Raw genomic sequence first — 24,775 nt, 5'->3', positions numbered from 1 at the left:
GTGCATTGTGCGTAAGTTGACTCAACTGGTTCTGTTCACCGCCGCCCTGATCGCCACTCCGGCGTTCGCCGAGATGAAGGTGGCCGTGCTGAACTATCAGATGGCGCTGCTCGAGTCGGATGCGGCCAAGCGTTACGCAGTCGATGCCGAGAAAAAATTCGGCCCGCAGCTGAACAAGCTCAAGACGCTGGAAAGTGACGCCAAGCGCATCCAGGATCGTATGGTCAAGGACGGCGAGAAGATGCAGCAGGCCGAGCGCGAGCGCCTTGAACTCGAATTCAAGCAGAAGGCCCGTGACTTCCAGTTCCAGTCCAAGGAGCTGAACGAAGCCAAGGCCATCGCTGACCGTGAGATGCTGGCCAAGCTCAAGCCGAACCTGGACAAGGCCGTCGAAGAAGTGATCAAGAACGGTAACTTCGACCTGGTGCTCGAGCGCGGTGCGGTGATCGATGTCAAACCTCAGTACGACATCACTCGCCAGGTCATCGAGCGCATGAATCAGATGCGTTGAGCATGACTGCGACATTTACCCTCGGCCAATTGGCCGAGCGCCTGGGCGCCACCTTGCGTGGCGCCGAAGCTAAGGTCATCACGGGCCTGGCCACCTTACAGGAGGCCGGGCCCGAACAATTGAGCTTCCTGGCCAATGCCCAGTACCGCAAGTTCTTGGCGCAAACCCAGGCTGGTGCCGTGCTGCTGACCGCAGCCGATGCCGAAGCGTACGCTGGCGATGCCTTGATCGTTGCCAACCCTTATCTGGCCTACGCCCAGCTCTCGCACCTGTTCGACCGCAAGCCCAAGGCCGCTCCCGGCATCCATGCTACTGCCCAGGTTGCAGGCGATGCTGAGGTCGATCCGACTGCCAGCATCGGCGCCTTTGCGGTGATCGAGAGCGGCGCGCGTATCGGCGCCGAGGTCAGCGTCGGTGCGCACTGCGTGGTCGGTGCGCGCAGCGTGATCGGGGAGGGTGGTTGGCTGGCTCCGCGCGTGACGCTGTACCACGATGTGCAGATCGGCAAGCGTGTGGTGATCCAGTCCGGCGCGGTGATCGGCGGTGAAGGCTTCGGCTTCGCCAATGAGAAGGGCGTCTGGCAGAAGATCGCGCAGATTGGAGGGGTGACCATCGGTGATGACGTCGAGATCGGCGCCAACACCACGGTGGATCGCGGTGCGCTGTCCGATACCTTGATCGGCAATGGCGTGAAGCTGGATAACCAGATCATGATCGCGCACAACGTACAGATTGGTGACAACACTGCCATGGCCGGCTGCTGCGGTATTTCCGGTAGTACCAGGGTCGGCAAGAACTGCATGATCGCTGGCGGTGTGGGCATGGTGGGTCATATCGAGGTGTGCGACAACGTGTTCGTCACTGGCATGACCATGGTGACCCGTTCGATCACCGAACCGGGCGCTTATTCTTCAGGGACTGCCATGCAACCGGCGGGCGAGTGGAAGAAGAGTGCGGCCCGTATTCGTCAGTTGGATGATATGGCCAAGCGACTGCGTGAGCTGGAAAAACAGCTGGCCGCCGTGACCCAGACGGCAAACGTCTCATCTGATGCCTGAGCACGGTGTGACCGTGCTCTTTTCTTTTCTTACAGGCTTAACCGGACATGATGGACATCAACGAAATTCGTGAATATTTGCCGCACCGCTATCCGTTCCTGCTGGTGGACCGCGTGGTGGACCTGGACGTCGAAGGCAAGCAGATTCGCGCCTATAAGAATGTCAGCATCAATGAGCCGTTCTTCAACGGCCATTTCCCCGAGCACCCGATCATGCCGGGCGTTCTGATCATCGAAGCCATGGCCCAGGCGGCCGGTATCCTCGGTTTCAAGATGATGGGCGTGAAGCCGGCCGATGGCACCCTGTATTACTTCGTCGGTTCCGACAAGCTGCGCTTCCGCTCGCCGGTGCTGCCGGGCGATCAACTGACGTTGGAAGCCAAGTACCTGAGCGACCGTCGCAGCATCTGGAAATTCGAGTGCCGAGCGACTGTCGATGGCAAGGAAGTCTGCTCCGCTGAAATCATCTGCGCGGAACGCAAGCTATGAGTTTGATTGACCCCCGCGCGATCATCGACCCCAGTGCCAGATTGGCCGACGACGTCGTCGTTGGCCCTTGGAGCATTGTCGGGGCCGATGTGGAAATTGGCGAGGGTACAGTCATCGGCCCGCACGTCGTGCTCAAAGGGCCGACCGTGATCGGCAAGCACAACCGCATCTACCAGTTCTCTTCGGTCGGTGAAGACACGCCAGACCTGAAATACAAGGGCGAAGCGACGCGTCTGGTGATCGGTGATCACAACACCATTCGTGAGGGGGTCACCATTCACCGTGGTACCGTGCAGGATCGCAGCGAAACCACCATTGGCGACCACAACCTGATCATGGCCTATGCCCATATCGGCCATGACAGTGTGATCGGTAATCATTGCATTCTGGTCAACAACACGGCACTGGCTGGACATGTCTGGGTCGATGACTGGGCGATTCTGTCCGGTTATACCCTGGTGCATCAGTTCTGCCGCATTGGTGCGCACAGCTTCTCGGGCATGGGCACTGCGATTGGCAAGGATGTGCCAGCTTTCGTTACCGTATTCGGTAACCCGGCCGAGGCGCGCAGCATGAACTTCGAGGGCATGCGTCGTCGTGGTTTCTCCAACGAGGCCATCGCCGCGTTGCGCAAAGGCTACAAGCTGGTTTATCGCCAGGGACTGACCGTCGAGCAGGCACTGGCCGAGCTGGCCGAATCTGCTGCTCAGTTCCCGGAAGTGGCGATCTTCCGTGATTCGATCCAGGCCTCCACGCGCGGCATCACCCGCTGATTCCTATGAACAGACCTCTTCGCGTCGCACTGGTCGCCGGTGAGGCGTCCGGTGACATTCTCGGCTGCGGCCTGATGCAGGCCATCAAGCAGCGCTATCCAGATGCCGAGTTCATCGGTGTTGGCGGCGCGCGAATGGAAGCCGAAGGCCTCAAATCCTATTTCCCGATGGAGCGCCTGGCCGTGATGGGCCTGGTCGAGGTGCTGGGGCGTCTATTCGAGCTGCTGGGGCGCCGTCGGCAACTGGCCCGCGACCTGATCGCCGCGCAGCCTGATGTGTTCATCGGTATCGATGCGCCCGACTTCAACCTGGGGCTGGAGCTCAAGCTGCGTCGTGCCGGCGTCAAGACCGTGCACTACGTCAGCCCTTCGGTCTGGGCCTGGCGGCAGAAGCGCGTGCTGAAGATCCGTGAAGCCTGCGATTTGATGTTGACCCTGTTCCCGTTCGAGGCGCAGTTCTACGACGCGCATCAGGTGCCGGTGCGCTTCGTGGGTCATCCGCTGGCCGATGCGATTCCGCAGCAGGCTGATCGTGCTGTCGCGCGGGAGACGTTGGACCTGCCGCCGGACGAGCCGGTGGTGGCCCTGATGCCCGGCAGTCGTGGCGGTGAAGTCGCGCGTCTCGGGGAGCTGTTTCTGGATGCAGCGATTCGTCTGCGCGCACTGCGCCCTGGTATTCATTTCCTGCTGCCTTGCGCCACACCCGAGCGCCGTGAGCAGTTGGAACAGATGCTGGCCGGGCGTGATTTGCCGTTGACGCTGCTCAATGGTCGCTCCCACGAGGCGCTGGCTGCTTGCGACGCGGTACTGATCGCTTCTGGTACCGCGACCCTGGAAGCGCTGCTGTACAAACGGCCGATGGTGGTGGCGTACCGTGTAGCGCCGCTGACCTATCGCATCCTCAAGCGCCTGGTGAAGAGCCCCTATATCTCGCTGCCCAATCTGCTGGCCGAGCGCCTGCTGGTCCCTGAGCTGATTCAGGATGCGGCGACTCCAGAGGCGCTGGCTCAGGCCGTGGCGCCGTTGATCGACGGCGGGCAGGTTCAGACTGAAGGCTTCGACGTGATTCACCGAGCGCTGCGTCGCGATGCGTCGTTGTCAGCTGCCGATGCGGTGCTCAAACTGGCCGGACGCGCCTGATGCAACTGGGGTTGGACTTTACCCTGGTAGAAGAGCTGGTCGCCGGCGTCGATGAAGTGGGCCGTGGCCCGCTCTGCGGTGCCGTGGTCACGGCTGCGGTTATCCTCGATCCGGCTCGCCCGATCATCGGCCTGAACGACTCGAAGAAACTCTCCGAGGCACGTCGTGAAGCGCTGTTCGACGAGATTCGCGAGAAAGCTCTGGCTTGGTGCATCGCCCGCGCCGAGGTGGAGGAAATCGACCGCTTGAATATCCTGCATGCCACCATGCTGGCGATGCAGCGCGCCGTCGAAGGACTGAAAGTGACGCCGAAACTGGCGCTGATCGACGGCAATCGTTGCCCGCAGCTGGCGGTGCCGAGCGCCCCGGTCGTGAAGGGCGACAGCCGGGTGCCGGCAATAGCCGCGGCTTCGATCCTGGCCAAGGTCAGTCGCGACCGCGAGATGCTCGAGATGGACCGCCTCTATCCCGGTTACGGCATCGCCGGTCACAAGGGCTACCCCACGCCCGTTCATCTCGAAGCGCTGACACGCCTGGGACCTACACCGATTCATCGGCGTTCCTTCGCCCCGGTGCGCGCCTTGCTGGAAGGCGTTTAGTGACCTAGCCCGGCTGCAATCCGGGAAATGCCGCAGCTGATGAAGCTCTGGCCCTCAGCCAGACCCTCTTAAGCTACAATCCGCGCTTTGTCGTTTTCACCTGCAAGGCCGCCCATGACTCAAGCGTTCGTACACCTGCGTCTGCACACCGAATACTCCCTGGTCGATGGTCTGGTGCGGGTCAAGCCGCTGATCAAGGCCGTCGTCGGGGCCGGCATGCCGGCGGTGGCGGTCACCGACATGAGCAACATGTGCTCGCTGGTGAAGTTCTACAAGACGGCCATGGGCGCCGGGGTCAAGCCGATCTGCGGCGCCGACATCTGGATGGCCAGCGCCGAGGAAGACGGCCCTCTGACGCGCCTGACCCTGCTGGCGATGAACGCCAAGGGCTACCGCAATCTCACCGAACTGATTTCCCGTGGCTGGGCCGAAGGGCAGAGCAACGACCTGGTGATCATCCAGCGTGACTGGGTCAAGGGGGCCGCCGAAGGCCTCATCGCACTATCCGGCGCGCGTGAAGGCGAAGTCGGTCAGGCGCTGCTGGGCGGTGACGAAGCGCTGGCCGAAGTGCGCCTGCGTGAATGGATGGCCGCGTTCCCGGATCGCTTCTATCTGGAAGTGCAGCGTACCAGCCGAGTTGGCGATGAAGAGTACCTGCATGCGGCGGTGGCATTGGCCGATCGCGTCGAGGCGCCGCTGGTGGCGACCAACGATGTGCGCTTCATCAAGCAGGGCGACTTCGAGGCGCACGAAACACGCGTCTGTATCGGTGAAGGTCGTACCCTCGACGACCCCCGCCGGCCACGGCATTACTCCGATCAGCAGTACCTGAAAAGCGCCGCGGAAATGTGGGAGCTGTTCTCCGACCTGCCCGAGGCACTGGAGAACACCGTCGAGATCGCCAAGCGCTGCAATATCGATGTGCAGCTCGGGAAATACTTTCTGCCGGATTTCCCCACGCCCAATGGCATGGGCATCGACGACTACCTGCGCCATGCCTCGTTCGAGGGCCTCGAGGAACGTCTCGAAGTTCTGCTGCCCAAGGACACGCCGGACTATGAGGCCAAGAGGCAGGTCTACATCGACCGCCTCAATTTCGAACTCGATATCATCATCCAGATGGGCTTTCCCGGTTACTTCCTGATCGTGATGGACTTCATCAAGTGGGCCAAGAACAACGGCGTGCCGGTCGGTCCGGGCCGTGGCTCGGGCGCCGGTTCGCTGGTGGCCTACGTACTGAAGATCACCGACCTCGACCCGTTGGCCTATGACCTGCTGTTCGAGCGCTTCCTCAACCCCGAGCGGGTGTCCATGCCCGACTTCGACGTCGACTTCTGCATGGACGGCCGCGACCGGGTGATCGACTACGTGGCCGAGAAATACGGGCGTAACGCGGTGAGCCAGATCATCACCTTCGGCTCGATGGCGGCCAAGGCGGTGGTGCGCGACGTGGCCCGCGCGCAGGGCAAGTCCTATGGCCTGGCCGACCGTCTGTCGAAGATGATCCCCTTCGAAGTGGGCATGACCCTGGAGAAGGCTTACGAGATGGAGGAGCCGCTGCGCGACTTCCTCAAGAACGACGAAGAAGCCGCCGAAATCTGGGACATGTCCCTCAAACTCGAAGGCGTGGTGCGTGGTACCGGTAAACATGCCGGCGGCGTGGTGATCGCGCCGACCAAGCTCACCGACTTCTCGCCGATCGCCTGCGATGAAGAGGGCGGTGGCCTGGTGACCCAGTTCGACAAGGACGACGTCGAGCAGGCCGGCCTGGTCAAGTTCGACTTTCTCGGTCTGCGTACCCTGACCATCATCAAGTGGGCGATGGAGACCATTCACCGCATCCAGAAGCGCGACGGTGCGCCGGACGAGGATCTGGTCAACATCGACTTCATCCCGCTGGATGACAAGAAAACCTACGACATGCTGCAGAAGGCGGAGACCACTGCGGTCTTCCAGCTTGAATCGCGCGGCATGAAGGAGCTGATCAAGAAGCTCAAGCCCGACTGCCTGGAGGACATGATCGCACTGGTGGCGCTGTTCCGTCCGGGCCCGCTGCAGTCCGGCATGGTGGACGACTTCATCAACCGTAAGCACGGCCGTGCTGAGCTGTCCTATCCGCACCCGGACTATCAGTACGCCGGCCTCGAGCCGGTGCTCAAGCCCACCTACGGCATCATCCTGTATCAGGAGCAGGTGATGCAGATCGCCCAGGTCATGGGTGGCTACACCCTGGGGCAGGCGGACATGCTGCGGCGTGCCATGGGCAAGAAGAAGCCCGAGGAGATGGCCAAGCAGCGCGGCGGCTTCATCGAAGGTTGCGCCAGCAATGGCATCGACGCCAATCTGGCGGGTAACATCTTCGATCTGGTGGAGAAATTCGCCGGTTATGGCTTCAACAAGTCGCACTCGGCTGCCTACGGGCTGGTGTCCTACCAGACGGCCTGGCTCAAGGCGCATTACCCGGCGCCGTTCATGGCAGCGGTGCTCTCGGCGGATATGCACAACACCGACAAGGTGGTGATCCTGGTCGAGGAGTGCCGCAACATGAAGTTGCGCATCGATCCGCCGGACGTGAACGTGTCCGAGTTCAAGTTCACCGTCAACGACGACGGTCGTATCGTCTACGGCCTGGGTGCGGTCAAGGGCGTGGGCGAGGGGCCGGTCGAGGCCATCGTCGAATGCCGCGCCGAAGGCGGACCGTTCAAGGATCTGTTCGACTTCTGCAATCGCGTCGACCTCAAGCGCATCAACAAGCGCACCCTTGAAGCGTTGATTCGCAGCGGTGCGCTGGATCGCCTCGGTCCGTGCTATCAGGACGAGCTCAAGGCCTACCAGGCCAGCGTGGACAAGAACCGTGCCGTGCTGCTGGCGTCCATGGAAGAGGCCGTGCAATCCGCCGAACAGACCGCGCGCAGCGCCGAGAGCGGCCACATGGACCTGTTTGGTGGCCTGTTCGCCGAACCCGAGGCGGACGTCTACGCCAATCACCGCAAGGCACGCGAGCTGCCGATCAAGGAGCGTCTGAAAGGCGAGAAGGACACCCTGGGTATCTACCTGTCCGGCCATCCCATCGATGAATACGAAGGCGAGATTCGCCGTTTCGCCCGCCAGCGCATCGTCGAGTTGAAGCCGGCACGCGACACCCAGACCATCGCCGGGATGATCGTCAACCTGCGGGTAATGAAGAACAAGAAGGGCGACAAGATGGGTTTCATCACCCTCGACGACCGCTCCGGGCGTATCGAAGCCTCCCTGTTCGCCGATGCCTTCGCCAGCAACCAGGCGTTGCTGCAGAACGATGCGTTGGTGGTGGTCGAGGGCGAAGTCAGCAACGACGACTTCTCCGGTGGCCTGCGTCTGCGTGCCAAGCGCGTGATGAGCCTGGAAGAGGCGCGTACGGGGCTGGCCGACAGCCTGCGGGTGAAGGTTGCCAGTGAGGCATTGAAGGGTGATCGGCTGCGCTGGCTGGCCGAGCTGTGCAGCAAGCACAAGGGCGCCTGTCCGGTGACGCTGGACTACAGTGGCGAGGAGGCACGGGCCTTGCTTCAATTCGGCGATGCCTGGCGAATCGACCCGGCTGACACTTTGATTCAGGCATTGCGTGACCAGTTCGGGCGCGACAACGTCTTTTTGCACTACCGCTGATGCAAGAGGGGAAAATCCCCCTTTGTGTTGGCATCGACACCTGCGGGTGTCGACCCGCTGCGTCCTATCCCTTAAGGTAGGACGCCTAATGGATACAGCTCCCCGGCCACTTGGCCGTCGACGCAAGACGGATGACTATGAACCCGAATTTCCTCGATTTCGAACAGCCGATCGCCGACCTGCAAGCCAAGATCGAAGAGCTACGCCTGGTTGGTAACGACAACTCGCTGAATATCGGCGATGAGATTGCCCGCCTGCAGGACAAGAGCAGCACCCTGACCGAAAGCATTTTCGGCAACCTGACCAGCTGGCAGATCGCCCAGTTGGCACGCCATCCGCGTCGCCCGTACACCCTGGATTACATCCAGCACATCTTCACTGAGTTCGATGAACTGCACGGCGATCGCCACTTCTCCGACGACGCTGCCATCGTCGGTGGCATTGCCCGTCTGGGCGAACAGCCGGTGATGATCATCGGCCACCAGAAAGGCCGTGAAGTGCGCGAGAAGGTGCGCCGCAACTTCGGCATGCCGCGTCCGGAAGGCTACCGCAAGGCCTGCCGCCTGATGGAAATGGCCGAACGCTTCAAGATGCCGATCCTCACCTTCATCGACACCCCCGGCGCCTACCCGGGCATCGATGCCGAGGAGCGCGGCCAGAGCGAGGCCATCGCCTGGAACCTGCGCGTGATGGCGCGCCTGAAAACCCCGATCATCGCCACCGTCATTGGTGAGGGTGGGTCCGGTGGTGCGCTGGCCATCGGCGTCTGCGACCAGTTGAACATGCTGCAGTACTCCACCTACTCGGTGATCTCACCGGAAGGTTGCGCCTCGATTCTCTGGCGTACCGCCGAGAAGGCGCCGGATGCCGCCGAAGCCATGGGCATTACCGCCGAGCGGCTGAAGGATCTGGGTATTGTTGATCAGGTCATCGCCGAGCCTCTGGGTGGCGCGCACCGTGACCCGGCGGCGGCTTCGGAGTCGATCCGCCAGGAACTGATCAAGCAGCTGGCCAGCCTGCAGAAGCACGACACCGAGGCACTGCTCAAGCGTCGCTATGACCGACTGATGAGTTACGGCATCGCCTGAGTTCGGGCTAATGTGCCTGGCGTAGATGGCTTTTGTAGGGTGTCGCGGGGCCGCCCAGGCTGTGCGCACCAATGACGGTAGCGCCGGTATTTGGGCGCGCATGGCGCACCCTACTTAATTTCATTGCACATCACCACGGGCCTTCGGGCCCGTTGTTGTTTAAGCTTCGCTGATGACTGCTCTCGAACTTCGCTTACGCCAGGCCCTGCAGCCCTGGCGCGCGGCCCCGGCGTGGCGCATTGCCTTTTCTGGCGGCCTGGATTCCAGCGTGCTGGTGCACCTGCTCGCCGACTGGGCCCGGCGCGAGAACCTGCCGCCGATTTCTGCCATTCATGTCCATCATGGTCTGCAGGCTGCGGCCGACGCCTGGCCCGAGCATTGCGCGCGTGTCTGCGAGCATTTGCGCATCGCTCTCGACGTTGTCAGGGTTCAGGTCGCGCCAGGTGCCAGCGTGGAGCAGGCTGCACGTAGTGCGCGTTATCAGGCTTTCAGCGAGCGGCTGGGCACGGGCGATGTGTTGCTCAGTGCCCAGCACCGCGATGATCAGGCCGAAACCCTGTTGTTTCGCCTGTTGCGCGGTGCTGGTGTGCGCGGGCTGGCGGCGATGCCGGCCAGTCGGCCGTTGGGGCAGGGCAGGCTGGTTCGGCCGCTGCTCGACTGTTCCCGGGCTGAGCTGCAGGCCTATGCGCAGGGGCATGGCATTGCCTGGATCGAGGACCCGAGCAATGCCGACGAACGGTTAAGTCGCAACTTCCTGCGGCGGCGGGTGATGCCAGTGCTGGCTGAGCGCTGGCCGCAGGCCTCGATCAGTCTGGCGCGCAGCGCAAGCCATCTGTCGGAGGCTCAGCAGTTGCTGGGAGAGTTGGCCGAGATGGACCTGGCGGCTGCCCGCGGCGTTTCGGCATGTCCCTGGCTGCCACTGCCCTCTCTGGATTTGTCGGCGGTGAGCGCTCTGAGCGATGCACGTCAGCGCAATCTGCTGCGTCACTGGTTGGCGCCGCTGACGCGCATGCCCGACAGCGATCACTGGGCAGGTTGGTGCGATCTGCGTGATGCAGGTCTGGATGCGGCGCCGATCTGGAAGCTGGCCGATGGTGAGTTGCACCGTGCCGATGGTCGGCTCTGGTGGCTCAGTGGTCAGTGGCTGCGGCCACTCGATCCTCTCGATCTGCCCTGCGACCGGTTTTGCGCGTCGGTCGCACTTCCCGGCAATGGTCATGTGCATCTACAGGGTGAGTTGCCGCAAGGTCGCTGGCATTTGCGCTATCGCCAGGGTGGTGAGTCGTTGCGGGTGCCGGGGCGTGGCAGTCGTGATCTCAAGCGTCTGCTCAATGAACTGCGCGTGCCGGCATTCGTACGCCCGCGTCTGCCGCTGCTGTTCGAAGGCAGCGAGTTGATGGCGGTGGCGAATCTGTCGCACCCGGCAGGAATCGAGGCGAACGGGGCGCATCTGCACTGGTCGCCGCCTATCTGTGCGCAAGGTTTGAGCTGGTAAGGCCTTTCGGGTAGACTACGCTCCCGTCTTACTACAGCTTTTGCCGACTCCCTCAGGGAGCTTGGCGAGTTTGCCATTGTTCGCACTGATGGCGCTCCTTCGCTTTCCCCGGCGGCACTGACCGCTTAAACGCAGACTTCTAGGGTTTTTCATGACGCGCTACATCTTCGTCACGGGTGGTGTTGTTTCTTCATTGGGGAAAGGCATCGCCTCGGCTTCACTGGCGGCCATCCTGGAGGCGCGGGGCCTGAAGGTCACCATGCTCAAGCTGGACCCTTACATCAACGTCGATCCGGGCACCATGAGCCCATTCCAGCACGGTGAGGTGTTCGTCACCCACGACGGCGCCGAGACCGACCTCGATCTGGGCCACTACGAGCGCTTCATCCGCACCACGATGAGCAAGAGCAACAACTTCACCACCGGCCGCGTGTACGAAGATGTACTGCGCAAGGAGCGCCGTGGTGATTACCTGGGTGCGACCATTCAGGTCATCCCGCACATCACCGACGAAATCAAGCGTCGCATCATCAAGGGCGCCGGCGATGCCGACGTGGCCCTGGTGGAAATTGGCGGTACCGTCGGCGACATCGAATCGCAGCCGTTCCTCGAAGCCATTCGCCAACTGCGCGTGGAAGTGGGCGCCAAGCGTGCGATGCTGATGCACCTGACCCTGGTGCCGTACATCGCCACCGCCGGCGAGACCAAGACCAAACCGACCCAGCATTCGGTCAAGGAGCTGCGCTCCATCGGCCTGCAGCCTGATGTACTGGTATGCCGCTCCGATCATCCGATCGACGTGTCCTCGCGGCGCAAGATCGCCCTGTTCACCAACGTCGAAGAGCGTGCGGTGATCAGCCTGGAAGACGTCGACACCATCTACAAGATTCCGGGCGTGCTGCATGCCCAGGGTCTGGATGACTTCGTCGTCGAGCGTTTCGGTCTGGAGTGCGGCGGTGCTGACCTGTCCGAGTGGGATCGTGTGGTCGATGCCAAGCTCAACCCGGAAAAAGAAGTCACCATCGCCATGGTCGGCAAGTACATGGAGCTGCTGGACGCCTATAAGTCGCTCATCGAGGCGATGAGCCACGCCGGCATCCAGAACCGCACCAAGGTCAATCTGCGTTATATCGACTCCGAAGACATCGAGAACCAGGGCACCGCGCTGCTCGAAGGTGTCGACGCCATCCTGGTGCCCGGCGGCTTCGGTCTGCGTGGCGTGGAAGGCAAGATCAAGACCGTGCAATACGCACGTGAGAACAAGATTCCCTACCTGGGTATCTGCCTCGGCATGCAGGTGGCGGTCATCGAGTACGCCCGTAACGTCGTGGGCTGGAGCGATGCCAACTCCACCGAATTCGACATGGCCAGCCAGCATCCGGTGGTCGGTCTGATCACCGAATGGCAAGACGCCGCAGGCAGTGTCGAGCAGCGCAGCGAGAACTCCGACCTGGGCGGCACCATGCGTCTGGGTGCGCAGGACTGCCAGTTGCAGGGCGGTTCGCTGGTGCACGACTGCTACGGAAAAGACGTGATCGTCGAGCGTCACCGTCACCGTTACGAGGTCAACAACAACCTGCTGCCGAAGCTGACCGAGGCGGGCCTCAAGGTCACCGGTCGTTCCGGCGATGGTGCGTTGGTCGAGGTGGTCGAGGCACCGGATCATCCGTGGTTCGTCGCCTGCCAGTTCCACCCCGAATTCACCTCGACGCCGCGCGATGGTCACCCGTTGTTCAGCGGGTTCGTCAACGCTGCCCTGGCGCACAAAGCGAAAAAGGTCTGATCCATGGCTCAGAAGATCATCAAGGTTCGTGACATCGAGATCGCCAACGACAAGCCGTTCGTGCTGTTCGGTGGCATCAACGTGCTCGAATCGCGTGACCTGGCCATGCAGGCCTGTGAGGAGTACGTGCGGGTGACCGAGAAACTCGGCATCCCCTACGTGTTCAAGGCCAGTTTCGACAAGGCCAACCGTTCCTCCGTCACCTCCTTCCGTGGCCCTGGCCTGGAAGAGGGCATGAAGATCTTCGAGGAAGTGAAGAAGACCTTCGGCGTACCGGTGATCACTGACGTTCACGAACCGCACCAGGCGGCTGCCGTGGCCGAGGTGTGCGACATTATCCAGCTGCCGGCCTTCCTCTCGCGGCAAACCGATCTGGTGGTGGCCATGGCCAAGACCGGCGCGGTAATCAACATCAAGAAGGCTCAGTTCCTCGCGCCGCAGGAAATGAAGCACATCCTGGCCAAGTGCGAAGAGGCCGGTAACGACCAGTTGATCCTCTGCGAGCGTGGTTCCTCCTTCGGTTACAACAACCTTGTGGTGGACATGCTCGGCTTCGGCATCATGAAGCAGTTCGAGTACCCGGTGTTCTTCGATGTGACCCACGCCCTGCAGATGCCAGGTGGTCGCGCCGACTCTGCTGGCGGTCGCCGCGCCCAGGTTACCGACCTGGCCAAGGCTGGCATGAGCCAGGGCCTGGCCGGTCTGTTTCTCGAAGCGCATCCGGACCCGGAAAACGCCAAGTGCGATGGCCCGTGCGCCTTGCGCCTGAACAAGCTGGAGCCGTTCCTCACCCAGCTCAAGCAGCTTGACGATCTGATCAAGAGTTTTCCGCCGATCGAGACTGCCTGAACCGCACGCAATCCGGTAAAGTGCCGCCCCAGAAAAGATCCCCCTGACCCGTGAGTCAGACTGTGTCGTCGACCGCCCCTCGGGGTGGTCGGCGGCCCCGCGCAGCCCGCTGCTGCAGTCTTATCGTCAAACCTTGGAGTGCAAACAACAATGGCAAAGATCGTCGACATCAAGGGTCGTGAGGTTCTCGACTCCCGCGGCAACCCCACCGTGGAAGCGGATGTAATTCTGGAAGGTGGCATTGTCGGCAGCGCGTGCGCTCCGTCCGGTGCTTCCACCGGCTCGCGCGAAGCGCTGGAATTGCGTGATGGTGACAAGAGCCGTTACCTGGGCAAGGGCGTGCTGAAAGCCGTCGCCAACATCAACGGCCCGATCCGCGATCTGCTGCTCGGCAAAGACGCCATCGATCAGAAGGCTCTGGACCGCGCGATGATCGAACTCGACGGTACCGAGAACAAGGCGACTCTGGGCGCCAATGCCATCCTCGCCGTGTCCCTGGCTGCCGCCAAGGCTGCCGCCCAGGCCAAGGGCGTGCCGCTGTACGCGCACATCGCCGATCTGAACGGCACACCGGGCGTCTACTCCATGCCGGTGCCGATGATGAACATCATCAACGGTGGCGAGCACGCCGATAACAACGTCGACATCCAGGAGTTCATGGTGCAGCCGGTTGGCGCCAAGAACTTTGCCGACGCACTGCGCATGGGCGCCGAGATCTTCCACCACCTCAAAGCCGTGCTCAAGGCCCGTGGTCTGAACACTGCCGTAGGTGACGAGGGTGGTTTCGCACCGAACCTGGCCTCCAACGAAGATGCCCTGGCTGCCATCGCCGAGGCCGTGGCCAACGCAGGCTACACCCTGGGCGACGACGTGACCCTGGCGCTGGACTGCGCATCGAGCGAGTTCTACAAGGACGGTCAATACGACCTGGCCGGCGAAGGCAAGGTATTCAGCGGTGAAGGTTTCGCCGACTACCTGGCTGGCCTGACCGAGCGTTACCCGATCATCTCCATCGAAGACGGCATGGACGAGTCCGACTGGGCCAGCTGGAAAGTGCTGACCGACAAGATCGGCGCCAAGGTGCAGCTGGTAGGCGACGACCTGTTCGTCACCAACACCAAGATTCTCAAGCGCGGCATCGACGAGAAGATCGGCAACTCGATCCTGATCAAGTTCAACCAGATCGGCTCGCTGACCGAAACCCTGGAAGCCATCCAGATGGCCAAGGCTGCAGGCTTTACCGCCGTGATTTCGCACCGCAGCGGTGAAACCGAAGACAGCACCATCGCCGACCTGGCCGTGGGCACTGCTGCCGGTCAGATCAAAACCGGTTCGCTGTGCCGCTCTGACCGCGTGTCCAAGTACAACCAGTTGCTGCGTATCGAAGAGCAGTTGGGCGGTAAGGCCCCGTACAAGGGCCGTGCCGAATTCCGCGGTTGATTTGCGCGTGACGGAGAAGGGCGACGCGAGTCGCCCTTTTTTGTAGGCGATGGCTGCTTGGTAGGGTGCGCCGTGGGCATCAGCGTCGATGTCGGATTGCTGGTGCGCACGGCGCACCCTACCATTGCGAACCCGCAGTGCGTTTTATCGGCCTCTGGGAACCAATGCACGGATGCAGGTACCGAAACTCCATGTCACTCATCAGACGGCTTCTTTTCAAGCATGAACGCAGCCCCTACCATGCCGATGACTCTATCTGCGAGCCGCTCCATGCGTAGTCCGTATTGGCTGTTCATCGTGCTGATCCTGTTGCTGGCCGGTCTGCAGTATCGACTGTGGGTCGGCGACGGCAGCCTTGCTGCTGCCAGCCGTCTGCAACAGCAGATCGCTGAACAGAAGGGCGAGAACGAGCGGCTGCTGGAGCGCAACCGCATCCTCGAGGCCGAGGTGATGGAGCTCAAGCGCGGTATGGAGACGGTGGAAGAGCGCGCGCGTCAGGAGTTGGGCATGCTCAAAGAGGGTGAAACCCTCTATCTGCTGACCGAATGACCACGAAATTCTGGCTGGTGATCCCGGCTGCCGGTGTCGGTGCGCGTATGGCCGCCGACCGTCCCAAGCAGTACCTGCAGATTGCCGGTCGCTGCATTCTCGAACACACCCTGTATTGTTTTCTCGACCATCCCGGCCTGTTGGGCGCGGTGGTGTGCGTTTCCGTGGATGACCCGTACTGGCCGCAGTTGCCACTGGCGCGTGATCTGCGTGTCCGCCGGGCACCTGGCGGTCGCGAGCGGGCCGATTCGGTATTGGCGGGGCTGCAAGCGCTACTTGCAGAGGGCGCACGCGCCGAGGATTGGGTGCTGGTGCATGACGCAGCACGACCCAACCTGGCGAGGGAAGACCTTGAGCGCCTGCTGGACAGTCTGGCCGATGATCCGGTCGGCGGCCTGCTGGCAGTGCCGGCGCGCGATACGCTCAAGCGTGCCGCAAGCGACGGACGCGTGGCCGAGACCGTGGATCGCAGCGTGATCTGGCAGGCCTACACGCCGCAGATGTTCCGCTTGGGCGCGCTGCGCGAAGCGCTGGCGCAAGCGCTGAAAGAAGGCGTGGCAGTGACCGATGAAGCCTCGGCCATGGAATGGACGGGGCAAGCGCCACGTCTGATAGAAGGCCGGGCGGACAACCTCAAGGTCACCCGCCCGGAAGATCTGCACTATCTGCAGTCCATATGGCCGCAAGACCGTTGAACTGGATTTACCGCATCAGTGCGTCCAGGGTTTGGCGTCTTTGCCAATAGTGCGATCCAGTGCGTTGGTCAGCTTGTTCATGGCGCCGTCGATCGCCTGCTGCAGTTCACTGGCATCGTGGGAGACCGTCAGTGGATCGCGTCCTTTCATCCGCGCCTCGACCTTGCAGCGTTTGTCTTGTGGGCCACTCTTGAGCGCATTCTCGTCGGAGAGATGAATTTCGATCCGGGTGAGGTGATCCTCATAGCGCTGGAGCTTGTCCCGGATGCGACTGCCAATGCCGTCCCTGAAGTCCATCGAGGAGGTGACGTGCTTACCACTGTTGACCAGAACCTGCATAACCATGTCCTCATGTCGCTGAGTTCGTGAGGCCCCGCATGGGCGGAGTGCATGGAGTGTGACGCGGTCGCCTCGCTCAAGTTTCGCGCCGGCTTGTGACATTCCATGACTGTTCAGCCGGGTGACAGGGTCATTGCACAGCGTCAGGCAGGGCCGCTGTACTCGGCATGCCGGCTCAGGCCCTTGCGCAGCGAGTCGATCAACTGGCGTACCTTGGGCGAGAGATGACGCTGTTGCGGATAGAGCGCCCAGACGGCTGTATTGGGTGGGCGATGCTGCTCCAGCAGAGAGATCAGTCGTCCGCTGCGCAGATGTTCCAATACGTAATAATCCGGCAGCTGGCACAGGCCAAAGCCGCGCAGCGCTGCGTCGAGCACGGCCTGGCCGCTGTTGCAGCGCCAGTTACCCTGTATTCGCACCTGGGTTTCCCGGCCGTTCTCGGCGAAGCTCCAGTGGTCGCTGCTCCCCACCAGGCAGTTGTGTCGGGCCAGCTCGGATAGCGAGTGCGGGCGCCCGTAGCGCTGCAGATAGTCGGGAGCAGCGCACAGATACATTTCGCGAGGTGCGAGACGCGCGGCCATCAGCCGCGAGTCCTGCAGGCGCCCCAGGCGGATGGCCAGGTCCAGGCCTTCGTGCAGCAGATCGAGCTGGTGGTTGGACAGTTCGATTTCCACGCGCAGCTGCGGATGCTGCGCCATGAAATCGTTGACCAGTGGCACGATGAAGCGCTCGCCGTAAGCCACTGCACAGGTCATACGCAACAGCCCCTTGGGTTCAGCGCCGAGATCGCCGACCGCTCGCAGCGCTTCTTCGCGGGCATCCTGCAGGCGCTGGCAGTGTTGCAGGAATAGCTGGCCGGCTTCGGTCAGGGCTACTCGCCGGGTGCTGCGATAAAACAGGCGGCTCTGCAGGCGTTCCTCCAGGCGTGCTACTTGGCGGCTGACCTGCGAGGTGGACAATCCCAGGCGCTCGGCCGCGGCACTGAATTGCCCGCACTCAGCCACGGCGACGAATTCGTCGAGTCCTTCCCAGCGATTCATCGATGCTTCTTCTCCTGTGCTCCCGATTGCATCCGGCTGCACCTGTAGGAGCCCGCTTGCGGGCAATGTAAGGAGGCTCAATATTATCCCTGTACGGCAATAATGTTTTGCTCTGCTGTTGATTATCTCGTATTGGACATGAACTAGACTGCCGACCACTGTCCACGCTCCCTGAGAGAACTGCCATGATCAAGTCTCGTGCTGCCGTCGCCTTCGCCCCGAATGAACCCCTGAAAATCGTCGAAGTCGATGTGGCGCCGCCCAAGGCCGGCGAGGTGCTGGTGCGTATCGTCGCGACCGGCGTCTGCCACACCGACGCCTACACCCTGTCCGGTCAGGACAGCGAGGGCGTGTTCCCCTGCATTCTCGGTCACGAAGGTGGCGGTATCGTCGAGGCAGTGGGCGAGGGCGTTACCTCGCTGGCAGTCGGCGATCATGTGATCCCGCTGTACACCGCCGAATGCGGCGAGTGCAAATTCTGCAAATCCAACAAGACCAACCTGTGCAGCTCGGTGCGTGCCACTCAGGGCAAGGGCCTGATGCCCGATGGCACCAGCCGCTTCTCTTACAACGGCGAGCCGGTCTACCACTACATGGGCTGCTCGACCTTTTCCGAGTACACCGTGCTGCCGGAAGTCTCCCTGGCCAAGATTCCCAAGGATGCACCGCTGGAGAAGGTTTGCCTGCTCGGCTGCGGTGTAACCACCGGTATCGGCGCGGTGCTCAATACCGCCAAGGTCACTGAAGGCTCCACCGTGGCCATTTTCGGCCTGGGCGGCATCGGTCTGGCTGCCATCATCGGCGCCAAGATGGCGAAGGCCTCGCGCATCATCGGTATCGACATCAATCCGGCCAAAGAGGCGGTGGCGCGTGAGCTGGGCATCACCGATTTCGTAAACCCGAAAGAGCACAGCAAGCCTATCCAGGAGGTCATCGTCGAGATGACCGACGGTGGCGTCGACTACAGCTTCGAGTGCATCGGCAACGTGCAGCTGATGCGCGCCGCGCTGGAGTGCTGCCACAAGGGCTGGGGCGAGTCGACCATCATTGGCGTGGCGCCGGCCGGTGCCGAGATCAGCACCCGTCCATTCCAACTGGTAACCGGCCGCGTATGGCGTGGCAGCGCCTTCGGTGGCGTCAAGGGGCGTACCGAGCTGCCCAGCTATGTCGAGAAGTCGCAGAGTGGTGAAATCCCGCTGGATACCTTCATCACTCACAATCTGCCGCTGGAAGACATCAACGAGGCGTTCGAGTTGATGCATGAAGGCAAAAGCATCCGCACCGTCATTCATTTCTGACTTCAGGGTGACCTGACTGTAGGGTGCGCCATGCGCACCCGGATCAAGTGGTGCGCACGGCGCACCCTACGGGAGATGCTCATGACCCTCGAAATCGTTTCCAGCAACAAGAGCTTCGGTGGTTGGCACAAGCGCTATCGCCATCGCTCTAGCAGCCTCAATTGCGACATGGTGTTCGCGGTCTACCTTCCGCCTCAGGCCGAGCAGGGCGCCAAGCTGCCGGTGTTGTACTGGCTCAGTGGTCTGACCTGCACGGACGAGAATTTCATGCAGAAAGCCGGCGCCCAGCGCATGGCCGCCGAGTTGGGGCTGATCATCGTCGCGCCGGACACCAGCCCGCGTGGCGAGGGGGTGGCCGATGACGCCAACGGCGCCTACGACTTCGGTCTGGGTGCCGGCTTCTATGTCAACGCGACCCAGGAACCCTTCGCGCGGCACTACCGCATGTATGACTACGTGGTGCAGGAGTTGCCGGCGCTGATCGAAGCCAACTTCCCGGTTTCGGACAGGCGCGGCATCGCCGGTCACTCCATGGGTGGTCACGGGGCGCTGATCTGCGCGCTAAAGAATCCAGGGCATTATCAGTCGGTGTCAGCGTTTGCGCCGATCAGCAATCCGATGAACTGCCCCTGGGGCGAGAAGGCCTTCTCTCTGTACCTGGGCGAGGAGCGTTCGCGTTGGCGTGAGTGGGATGCCAGCGTGCTGATCGCCGAGGCCAGCGAGAAGCTGCCGATTCTGATCGATCAGGGTGATCGTGACGATTTCCTCGAGGGCCAGCTCAAACCCCAGGCGTTGCAGACGGTCGCCAAGGCTGTCGGTCATCCGCTGATGCTGCGAATGCAGCCTGGCTATGACCACAGCTATTACTTCATCGCCAGCTTTATCGACGACCACCTGCGTCATCACGCCGAGGCGTTGACGTAGGTCGATCTGTGCTGCGCGCATCAGGGCAAACTCTGACCCTTGGTGCGCATGGCGCGCCCAGCAGCGGCAGCCGGCGTAGCCCGGATGAAATCCGGGGTGCGAATTTCCCGGATTTCATCCGGGCTACGGGCAATGCGGTTAGAATCACGCCCTGACTTTTTCAGGGCGTTGTTCTTTATGCGTATCGGTCATGGCTATGACGTACACCGCTTCGGCGAAGGCGATTTCATCACCCTCGGCGGCGTACGGATTCCCCATAAATTCGGTCTTGTCGCTCATTCCGACGGTGACGTGCTGCTGCACGCCCTGAGTGATGCGCTGCTTGGCGCCGTGGCGCTGGGCGATATCGGCAAGCACTTCCCCGATACCGATCCGACCTTCAAGGGCGCTGACAGCCGCGTGCTGTTGCGCCATGTGATGGGGCTGGTGCGTGCCAAGGGCTACGCGGTGGGTAACGTCGACGCTACCATCATCGCCCAGGCGCCGAAGATGGCTCCGCACATTCAGAGCATGCGCGAGCGCATCGCCGAGGATCTGGGCATCGAGCTGGATCAGGTCAACGTCAAGGCCACCACCACCGAGAAGCTGGGTTTTACCGGTCGTGAGGAAGGTATCGCGGTGCACGCCGTGGCCCTGCTGGTCAAGGCATGAAGGAGCTGCAATTGCTCGGGCCGCGTGCCCACGGCGATGCCTGCGGGCGCGCGGTGCTCAAGGCCACGGCCGAGGACTTTCAGGTCGACGAGGTGCTCGACATCCCACTCACTGGGCAGGGCGAGCACCTCTGGCTATGGGTGGAAAAGCGCGGCCTGAATACCGAAGAGGCCGCCCGGCGTGTCGCCCGTGCTGCCGGCCTGCCGCTCAAGGCGGTCAGTTATGCGGGCCTCAAGGATCGTCAGGCGCTGACCCGGCAGTGGCTCAGCCTGCACCTGCCGGGCAAGGCCGATCCCGATCTGGCGGCCGCGCAGGGCGATGATCTGGTCATCCTGCGCAGCCAGCGGCACAACCGAAAATTGCAGCGCGGTGCCCATGCCGCCAATGGTTTCACCTTGCGCCTGACGGCCCTGGAGGCGGACCGCGATGCGCTGGAGCAGCGCCTGCAGCGTATCGCTGCGCAAGGCGTGCCCAATTATTTCGGCCTGCAACGCTTCGGCTTCGATGGCGGCAATGTCGAACAGGCTCGCGATTTTGCCGCGCGCCTGGAGCTACCGATGCAGCGCAACCTGCGTTCGCGCCTGCTGTCCTCGGTGCGCAGCTATCTGTTCAATCAGGTGCTGGCCAAGCGCGTCGCTGCGGGCACCTGGAACCAGGCACAGATGGGTGACTTGCTGGCCTTCACTGCCAGCCGCAGTTTCTTCATGGCCGGTGAGGCCGAGTGCGTGGACCCGCGCCTGGCCATTCTCGATCTGCATCCCACCGGGCCGCTGTGGGGCGATGGCGCTCTGCCGACCAGCGGCGCTACCCAGCAGCTCGAGCAAAGCGTGGCCGATGACGCTGCGCAACTGGTGCAATGGCTGATCAAGGCGGACATGGCGCACGAACGGCGAATTCTGCGCCTCCCCATTGGCGGCCTGTCATGGCATTATCCCGAACCCGATATTCTGCAACTTGCATTCGTCCTGCCGGCCGGGTGTTTCGCCACCGTGGTGGTGCGCGAATTGCTCGATCTGGTGCCAGCAGGGCAGACGGATACTCCATGCGAATTCTGATTTCCAACGACGACGGGGTGAACGCGCCCGGTATCGCTGCGTTGCACCAAGCGCTGGCTGACTATGCCGATTGCGTGGTGATCGCGCCTGCCGAAGACAAGAGCGGTGCCAGCAGTGCGCTGACGCTCGACCGTCCGCTGCATCCCATGATCTTGGCCAATGGCTTCATCAGTCTCAATGGCACGCCTACCGACTGTGTGCACCTGGGCCTCAATGGCTTGCTCGAGCAAACGCCGGATATGGTCGTCTCCGGCATCAACCTGGGTGCCAACCTGGGTGATGACGTGCTCTATTCCGGCACCGTCGCCGCAGCGCTGGAAGGACGTTTTCTGAACAAGCCGGCGTTCGCGTTCTCGCTGCTTTCGCGTCTGCCCGATAATCTGCCTACTGCTGCCTATTTCGCGCGCAAGCTGGTCGAGGCACATGCGACCCTGGATTTGCCACCGCGCACGGTGCTCAACGTCAATGTGCCGAACCTGCCGCTGGAACATATCCGTGGCGTGCAGCTGACCCGTCTTGGGCATCGCGCGCGCGCGGCTGCACCGGTCAAGGTGGTCAACCCGCGTGGCAAGGAAGGTTACTGGATCGCTGCCGCCGGTGATGTCGAGGACGGCAGTCAGGGCACCGATTTCCATGCCGTGATGCAAGGTTATGTATCGATCACGCCGCTACGGCTCGATCGCACGTTCAATGAGGCCCTCGAATCTATGGATGGCTGGCTGGAGGGCATCTTCTGATGCGTGGACAGGACGAGATGCAGCGCAGCGGGATCGGCATGACCTCGCAGCGCACCCGCGAACGATTGATTCAGCGCCTCTACGAGGAGGGGTTGTCCAACGCGCAGGTACTGGAGGTGATCCGCCGTACGCCGCGCCATCTGTTCGTCGACGAGGCCCTGGCGCATCGCGCCTATGAAGATACTGCACTACCCATCGGCCATAACCAGACCATTTCCCAGCCCTATATGGTCGGTCGCATGACCGAGCTGCTGCTGGCAGCGGGGCCGCTGGACAAGGTGCTGGAGATTGGCACCGGTTCCGGTTACCAGACTGCCGTACTGGCGCAACTGGTCGAGCGGGTATTCTCGGTGGAACGCATTCAGGTGCTGCAGGACCGCGCCAAGGAGCGTCTGGCCGAACTCAAGCTGCGCAACGTGGTCTTTCGCTGGGGTGATGGCTGGGAAGGTTGGAACGCGCTCGGTCCTTATAACGGCATCATCGTCACCGCTGCCGCCGCGCAAGTGCCGCAGGCCCTGCTTGATCAACTGGCACCAGGTGGACGCCTGGTCATTCCGGTCGGCAGTGGCGATGTGCAGCAACTGCTGTTGATCGTGCGTGAAGAGGATGGTTTTTCCCGTCACGTGCTCGATGCGGTGCGCTTCGTGCCACTACTCAACGGGCCGCTGGCTTGATCGCTTTTTCGCTGCGGAAGGATCCATGAAGAAACATTTTCTGCTCTATGCCAAGGGCTTGGCGATGGGCGCTGCAGATGTCGTGCCCGGCGTTTCCGGTGGCACCATCGCTTTTATCAGTGGCATTTATGACGAGTTGTTGCGCTCCATCGCCAGCATTCCCGAAGCGTTCCTGCTGTTACTGCGCGGTCGAGTCAAAGACGCCTGGCAGATGGCCAACGCGACATTCCTGCTGGTGCTGCTGTGCGGCATCCTGACCAGCATCCTCACGCTCGCGCGGCTGATCACCTATCTGCTGGAGCATCATCCGATTCCGGTATGGTCGTTCTTCTTTGGCCTGATTCTGGTGTCCACCTATCTGGTCGGGCGAGAGATCAAACGCTGGAACTGGAGCAGGGCGGTGAGCTTTCTGCTTGGTCTGGCTTTCGCCTACTGGATCACCGTCGCCTCCCCAATGCAGTGGGGCAGTGACCTGGCAACCCTGTTCCTGGCCGGCGCCATCGCCATCTGCGCGATGATCCTGCCGGGTATCTCGGGCAGCTTCATCCTGCTTTTGCTCGGCCTCTATTCTGTGGTGCTGGGCGCGGTGAAAGACCTCGATATGCTGGTCCTGGCTGTATTCGCCAGCGGCTGTCTGGTTGGAATTCTCAGTTTCGCTCGCTTGCTCAGCTGGCTGCTGTCACGCTGGCGCGACATGAGCCTGGCGTTTCTGGTCGGTTTGATGCTGGGTTCGCTGAACAAGGTCTGGCCCTGGAAAGAAACCCTGAGCTGGCGTATCGACAGCAAGGGCGAGCAGGTCCCGCTACTGGAGCACAATCTGCTGCCGGGACATTTTGCCGAAATCAGTGGTCAGGACCCGCAGCTGTTGCTCGCCGTGCTGCTGGCAATCGGCGGTATCGTCCTGGTGCTGGGCCTGGAATGGCTGGCAAGTCGTCGGCCGGTCGATGCTGGCCGCACGGAATAAATACGGCACAATAGGCGCCGTACTCGGAATCATTCAGGGAGCAGTTGGGTGAGTTGGACCGTCCTTCACGTGCTAGTCCGCGCAGTTGCAGCCGCTCGTCTGCTGCTCGCGATACTTGCTGCCTCCGCGTTGGTCGGCTGCGTCAGTTCGCCTCCTGGCGGTGTGCAGGTGGTCGACCGTGGGCAGAATCAGGGGCGTGCTCCGGTGGTGCAGCGTCAGCCCGTGCGCAACGGTCACTATGTGGTGCAGCGCGGCGATACGCTCTATTCGATCGCTTTTCGTTTTGGCTGGGATTGGAAGGCACTCGCTGCTCATAATGGCTTGCGCGACCCTTATCTGATCCGCGTGGGGCAGACGATCCGTTTCGACAACCGCCCGTTGGGCAGCTCTCAGCCAGTCGTTTCGAAACCGTCTCCAGCCACCTCGCCCGTTGTCACCCAGCCAGTGCCCAGTCGTCCGCCGGTTGCCGTGACTGCGCCACCTGCAACTCAACCTGCCCGCCCGCCGGCAGCCAACACGCCAGCGACTACACCAGTAACACCTGTGAGTCGCTCTGCCAGTGGGTGGTCCTGGCCAACCGAGGGCGCAGTGATCAGTCGTTTTTCCTCAAACGGTAGTTTGAATAAAGGCATTGATATCGCAGGGCAATTAGGACAGCCTGTTTTAGCTGCGTCTGATGGGTCAGTGGTGTACGCCGGGAGTGGTTTGCGGGGCTACGGCGAGTTGATCATCATCAAGCACAGCGATACCTACGTAAGTGCTTACGGTCATAACCGCAGGTTGTTGGTACGGGAGGGGCAGCAGGTCAAAGCCGGGCAAAGCATTGCCGAAATGGGGTCCACAGGGGCCGACCGGGTGAAGCTGCACTTCGAGATTCGCCGCCAAGGTAAACCTGTCGATCCGCTGCAATATCTGCCACGTCGTTGATCCGTCGCTGACCCGTTCCATCACGTAGGAGGGACGGGCTCAGGTGTGGCCAGG

24 protein-coding genes are annotated in these 24,775 nt (G+C 62.0%); 22 read left to right on the top strand and 2 right to left on the bottom strand.

What is annotated here, in order from left to right; genetic code table 11:
* Window positions 1-7: 7 nt before the first annotated feature.
* The 14 genes from H3221_RS22520 (at window position 8) to ispD (ending at window position 16,112) form a co-directional block, all read left to right on the top strand.
* Window positions 8-511, top strand: a complete 504-nt coding sequence (locus H3221_RS22520) for an OmpH family outer membrane protein (RefSeq protein WP_013716416.1) — start codon at window positions 8-10, stop codon at window positions 509-511.
* Window positions 508-1,569, top strand: a complete 1,062-nt coding sequence (gene lpxD, locus H3221_RS22515; protein WP_196475956.1) for a UDP-3-O-(3-hydroxymyristoyl)glucosamine N-acyltransferase — start codon at window positions 508-510, stop codon at window positions 1,567-1,569. Before H3221_RS22520 ends, lpxD begins: the two co-directional genes overlap by 4 nt.
* Before the next feature lie 47 nt (window positions 1,570-1,616).
* On the top strand, window positions 1,617-2,057 hold the full coding sequence (gene fabZ, locus H3221_RS22510) for a 3-hydroxyacyl-ACP dehydratase FabZ (RefSeq protein WP_003244215.1): 441 nt from the start codon (window positions 1,617-1,619) through the stop codon (window positions 2,055-2,057).
* The gene (gene lpxA, locus H3221_RS22505; protein WP_160019638.1) at window positions 2,054-2,830 is read left to right on the top strand and encodes an acyl-ACP--UDP-N-acetylglucosamine O-acyltransferase; all 777 of its coding nucleotides are present in this window, start codon (window positions 2,054-2,056) and stop codon (window positions 2,828-2,830) included. Before fabZ ends, lpxA begins: the two co-directional genes overlap by 4 nt.
* Window positions 2,831-2,835: 5 nt before the next feature.
* Window positions 2,836-3,969, top strand: coding sequence for a lipid-A-disaccharide synthase (gene lpxB / locus H3221_RS22500; protein WP_196475955.1), 1,134 nt, complete (start codon window positions 2,836-2,838; stop codon window positions 3,967-3,969).
* Complete coding sequence (gene rnhB, locus H3221_RS22495) at window positions 3,969-4,568, top strand: ribonuclease HII (RefSeq protein WP_196475954.1); 600 nt, start codon at window positions 3,969-3,971, stop codon at window positions 4,566-4,568. Before lpxB ends, rnhB begins: the two co-directional genes overlap by 1 nt.
* A gap of 114 nt (window positions 4,569-4,682) precedes the next feature.
* The gene (gene dnaE, locus H3221_RS22490; RefSeq protein WP_196475953.1) at window positions 4,683-8,213 is read left to right on the top strand and encodes a DNA polymerase III subunit alpha; all 3,531 of its coding nucleotides are present in this window, start codon (window positions 4,683-4,685) and stop codon (window positions 8,211-8,213) included.
* Between the two features lie 137 nt (window positions 8,214-8,350).
* Window positions 8,351-9,301 (top strand): acetyl-CoA carboxylase carboxyltransferase subunit alpha, encoded by a 951-nt coding sequence (locus tag H3221_RS22485; protein ID WP_196475952.1) that lies wholly within the window; start codon window positions 8,351-8,353, stop codon window positions 9,299-9,301.
* A gap of 172 nt (window positions 9,302-9,473) precedes the next feature.
* The gene (gene tilS, locus H3221_RS22480; protein WP_196475951.1) at window positions 9,474-10,796 is read left to right on the top strand and encodes a tRNA lysidine(34) synthetase TilS; all 1,323 of its coding nucleotides are present in this window, start codon (window positions 9,474-9,476) and stop codon (window positions 10,794-10,796) included.
* Window positions 10,797-10,947: 151 nt separating this feature from the next.
* Complete coding sequence (locus tag H3221_RS22475) at window positions 10,948-12,579, top strand: CTP synthase (protein WP_196475950.1); 1,632 nt, start codon at window positions 10,948-10,950, stop codon at window positions 12,577-12,579.
* A gap of 3 nt (window positions 12,580-12,582) precedes the next feature.
* Window positions 12,583-13,428 (top strand): 3-deoxy-8-phosphooctulonate synthase, encoded by an 846-nt coding sequence (kdsA, locus tag H3221_RS22470; protein WP_017674773.1) that lies wholly within the window; start codon window positions 12,583-12,585, stop codon window positions 13,426-13,428.
* Window positions 13,429-13,578: 150 nt separating this feature from the next.
* Complete coding sequence (gene eno / locus H3221_RS22465; protein WP_196475949.1) at window positions 13,579-14,868, top strand: phosphopyruvate hydratase; 1,290 nt, start codon at window positions 13,579-13,581, stop codon at window positions 14,866-14,868.
* Window positions 14,869-15,138: 270 nt separating this feature from the next.
* Window positions 15,139-15,417, top strand: coding sequence for a septum formation initiator family protein (locus H3221_RS22460; RefSeq protein ID WP_106734981.1), 279 nt, complete (start codon window positions 15,139-15,141; stop codon window positions 15,415-15,417).
* On the top strand, window positions 15,414-16,112 hold the full coding sequence (gene ispD / locus H3221_RS22455) for a 2-C-methyl-D-erythritol 4-phosphate cytidylyltransferase (protein ID WP_196475948.1): 699 nt from the start codon (window positions 15,414-15,416) through the stop codon (window positions 16,110-16,112). The genes H3221_RS22460 and ispD overlap by 4 nt, the downstream gene beginning before the upstream one ends.
* 15 nt (window positions 16,113-16,127) lie before the next feature.
* Here the strand turns inward: ispD and H3221_RS22450 are convergent, their stop codons facing one another.
* On the bottom strand, window positions 16,128-16,451 hold the full coding sequence (locus H3221_RS22450; RefSeq protein WP_160019629.1) for an HPF/RaiA family ribosome-associated protein: 324 nt from the start codon (window positions 16,449-16,451) through the stop codon (window positions 16,128-16,130).
* Window positions 16,452-16,594: 143 nt separating this feature from the next.
* On the bottom strand, window positions 16,595-17,491 hold the full coding sequence (locus H3221_RS22445) for a LysR substrate-binding domain-containing protein (RefSeq protein ID WP_196475947.1): 897 nt from the start codon (window positions 17,489-17,491) through the stop codon (window positions 16,595-16,597).
* A 185-nt stretch (window positions 17,492-17,676) separates the two neighbouring features.
* On the opposite strand from H3221_RS22445, the gene H3221_RS22440 reads away from it, so the two are divergent.
* The 8 genes from H3221_RS22440 to H3221_RS22405 all read left to right on the top strand — a co-directional run bounded on the left by H3221_RS22440 (window position 17,677) and on the right by H3221_RS22405 (window position 24,721).
* Window positions 17,677-18,789, top strand: coding sequence for an S-(hydroxymethyl)glutathione dehydrogenase/class III alcohol dehydrogenase (locus H3221_RS22440; protein WP_196475946.1), 1,113 nt, complete (start codon window positions 17,677-17,679; stop codon window positions 18,787-18,789).
* 81 nt (window positions 18,790-18,870) lie between these two features.
* The gene (gene fghA, locus H3221_RS22435) at window positions 18,871-19,713 is read left to right on the top strand and encodes an S-formylglutathione hydrolase (protein WP_196475945.1); all 843 of its coding nucleotides are present in this window, start codon (window positions 18,871-18,873) and stop codon (window positions 19,711-19,713) included.
* 177 nt (window positions 19,714-19,890) lie between these two features.
* The gene (ispF, locus tag H3221_RS22430) at window positions 19,891-20,364 is read left to right on the top strand and encodes a 2-C-methyl-D-erythritol 2,4-cyclodiphosphate synthase (RefSeq protein WP_196475944.1); all 474 of its coding nucleotides are present in this window, start codon (window positions 19,891-19,893) and stop codon (window positions 20,362-20,364) included.
* Entirely contained in the window at window positions 20,361-21,419 is a 1,059-nt protein-coding gene (gene truD, locus H3221_RS22425) for a tRNA pseudouridine(13) synthase TruD (RefSeq protein WP_196475943.1), read from the top strand. Before ispF ends, truD begins: the two co-directional genes overlap by 4 nt.
* Window positions 21,407-22,156 (top strand): 5'/3'-nucleotidase SurE, encoded by a 750-nt coding sequence (gene surE / locus H3221_RS22420; RefSeq protein ID WP_196475942.1) that lies wholly within the window; start codon window positions 21,407-21,409, stop codon window positions 22,154-22,156. The genes truD and surE overlap by 13 nt, the downstream gene beginning before the upstream one ends.
* A 38-nt stretch (window positions 22,157-22,194) precedes the next feature.
* Window positions 22,195-22,830 carry a protein-L-isoaspartate(D-aspartate) O-methyltransferase gene (locus tag H3221_RS22415; protein ID WP_196475994.1) on the top strand — a complete coding sequence of 212 codons (636 nt, stop codon included), beginning with the start codon at window positions 22,195-22,197 and terminating at the stop codon, window positions 22,828-22,830.
* A gap of 25 nt (window positions 22,831-22,855) precedes the next feature.
* Window positions 22,856-23,794, top strand: coding sequence for a DUF368 domain-containing protein (locus tag H3221_RS22410; protein WP_196475941.1), 939 nt, complete (start codon window positions 22,856-22,858; stop codon window positions 23,792-23,794).
* Window positions 23,795-23,842: 48 nt separating this feature from the next.
* The gene (locus H3221_RS22405) at window positions 23,843-24,721 is read left to right on the top strand and encodes a peptidoglycan DD-metalloendopeptidase family protein (protein ID WP_196475940.1); all 879 of its coding nucleotides are present in this window, start codon (window positions 23,843-23,845) and stop codon (window positions 24,719-24,721) included.
* Window positions 24,722-24,775 lie beyond the last annotated feature (54 nt).

Origin of the sequence: Pseudomonas chaetocerotis (genome assembly GCF_015712105.2) — a bacterium.
Taxonomy (GTDB): Bacteria; Pseudomonadota; Gammaproteobacteria; order Pseudomonadales; family Pseudomonadaceae; genus Aquipseudomonas; species Aquipseudomonas chaetocerotis.
This window is presented reverse-complemented; position numbering and strand designations above follow the sequence as displayed.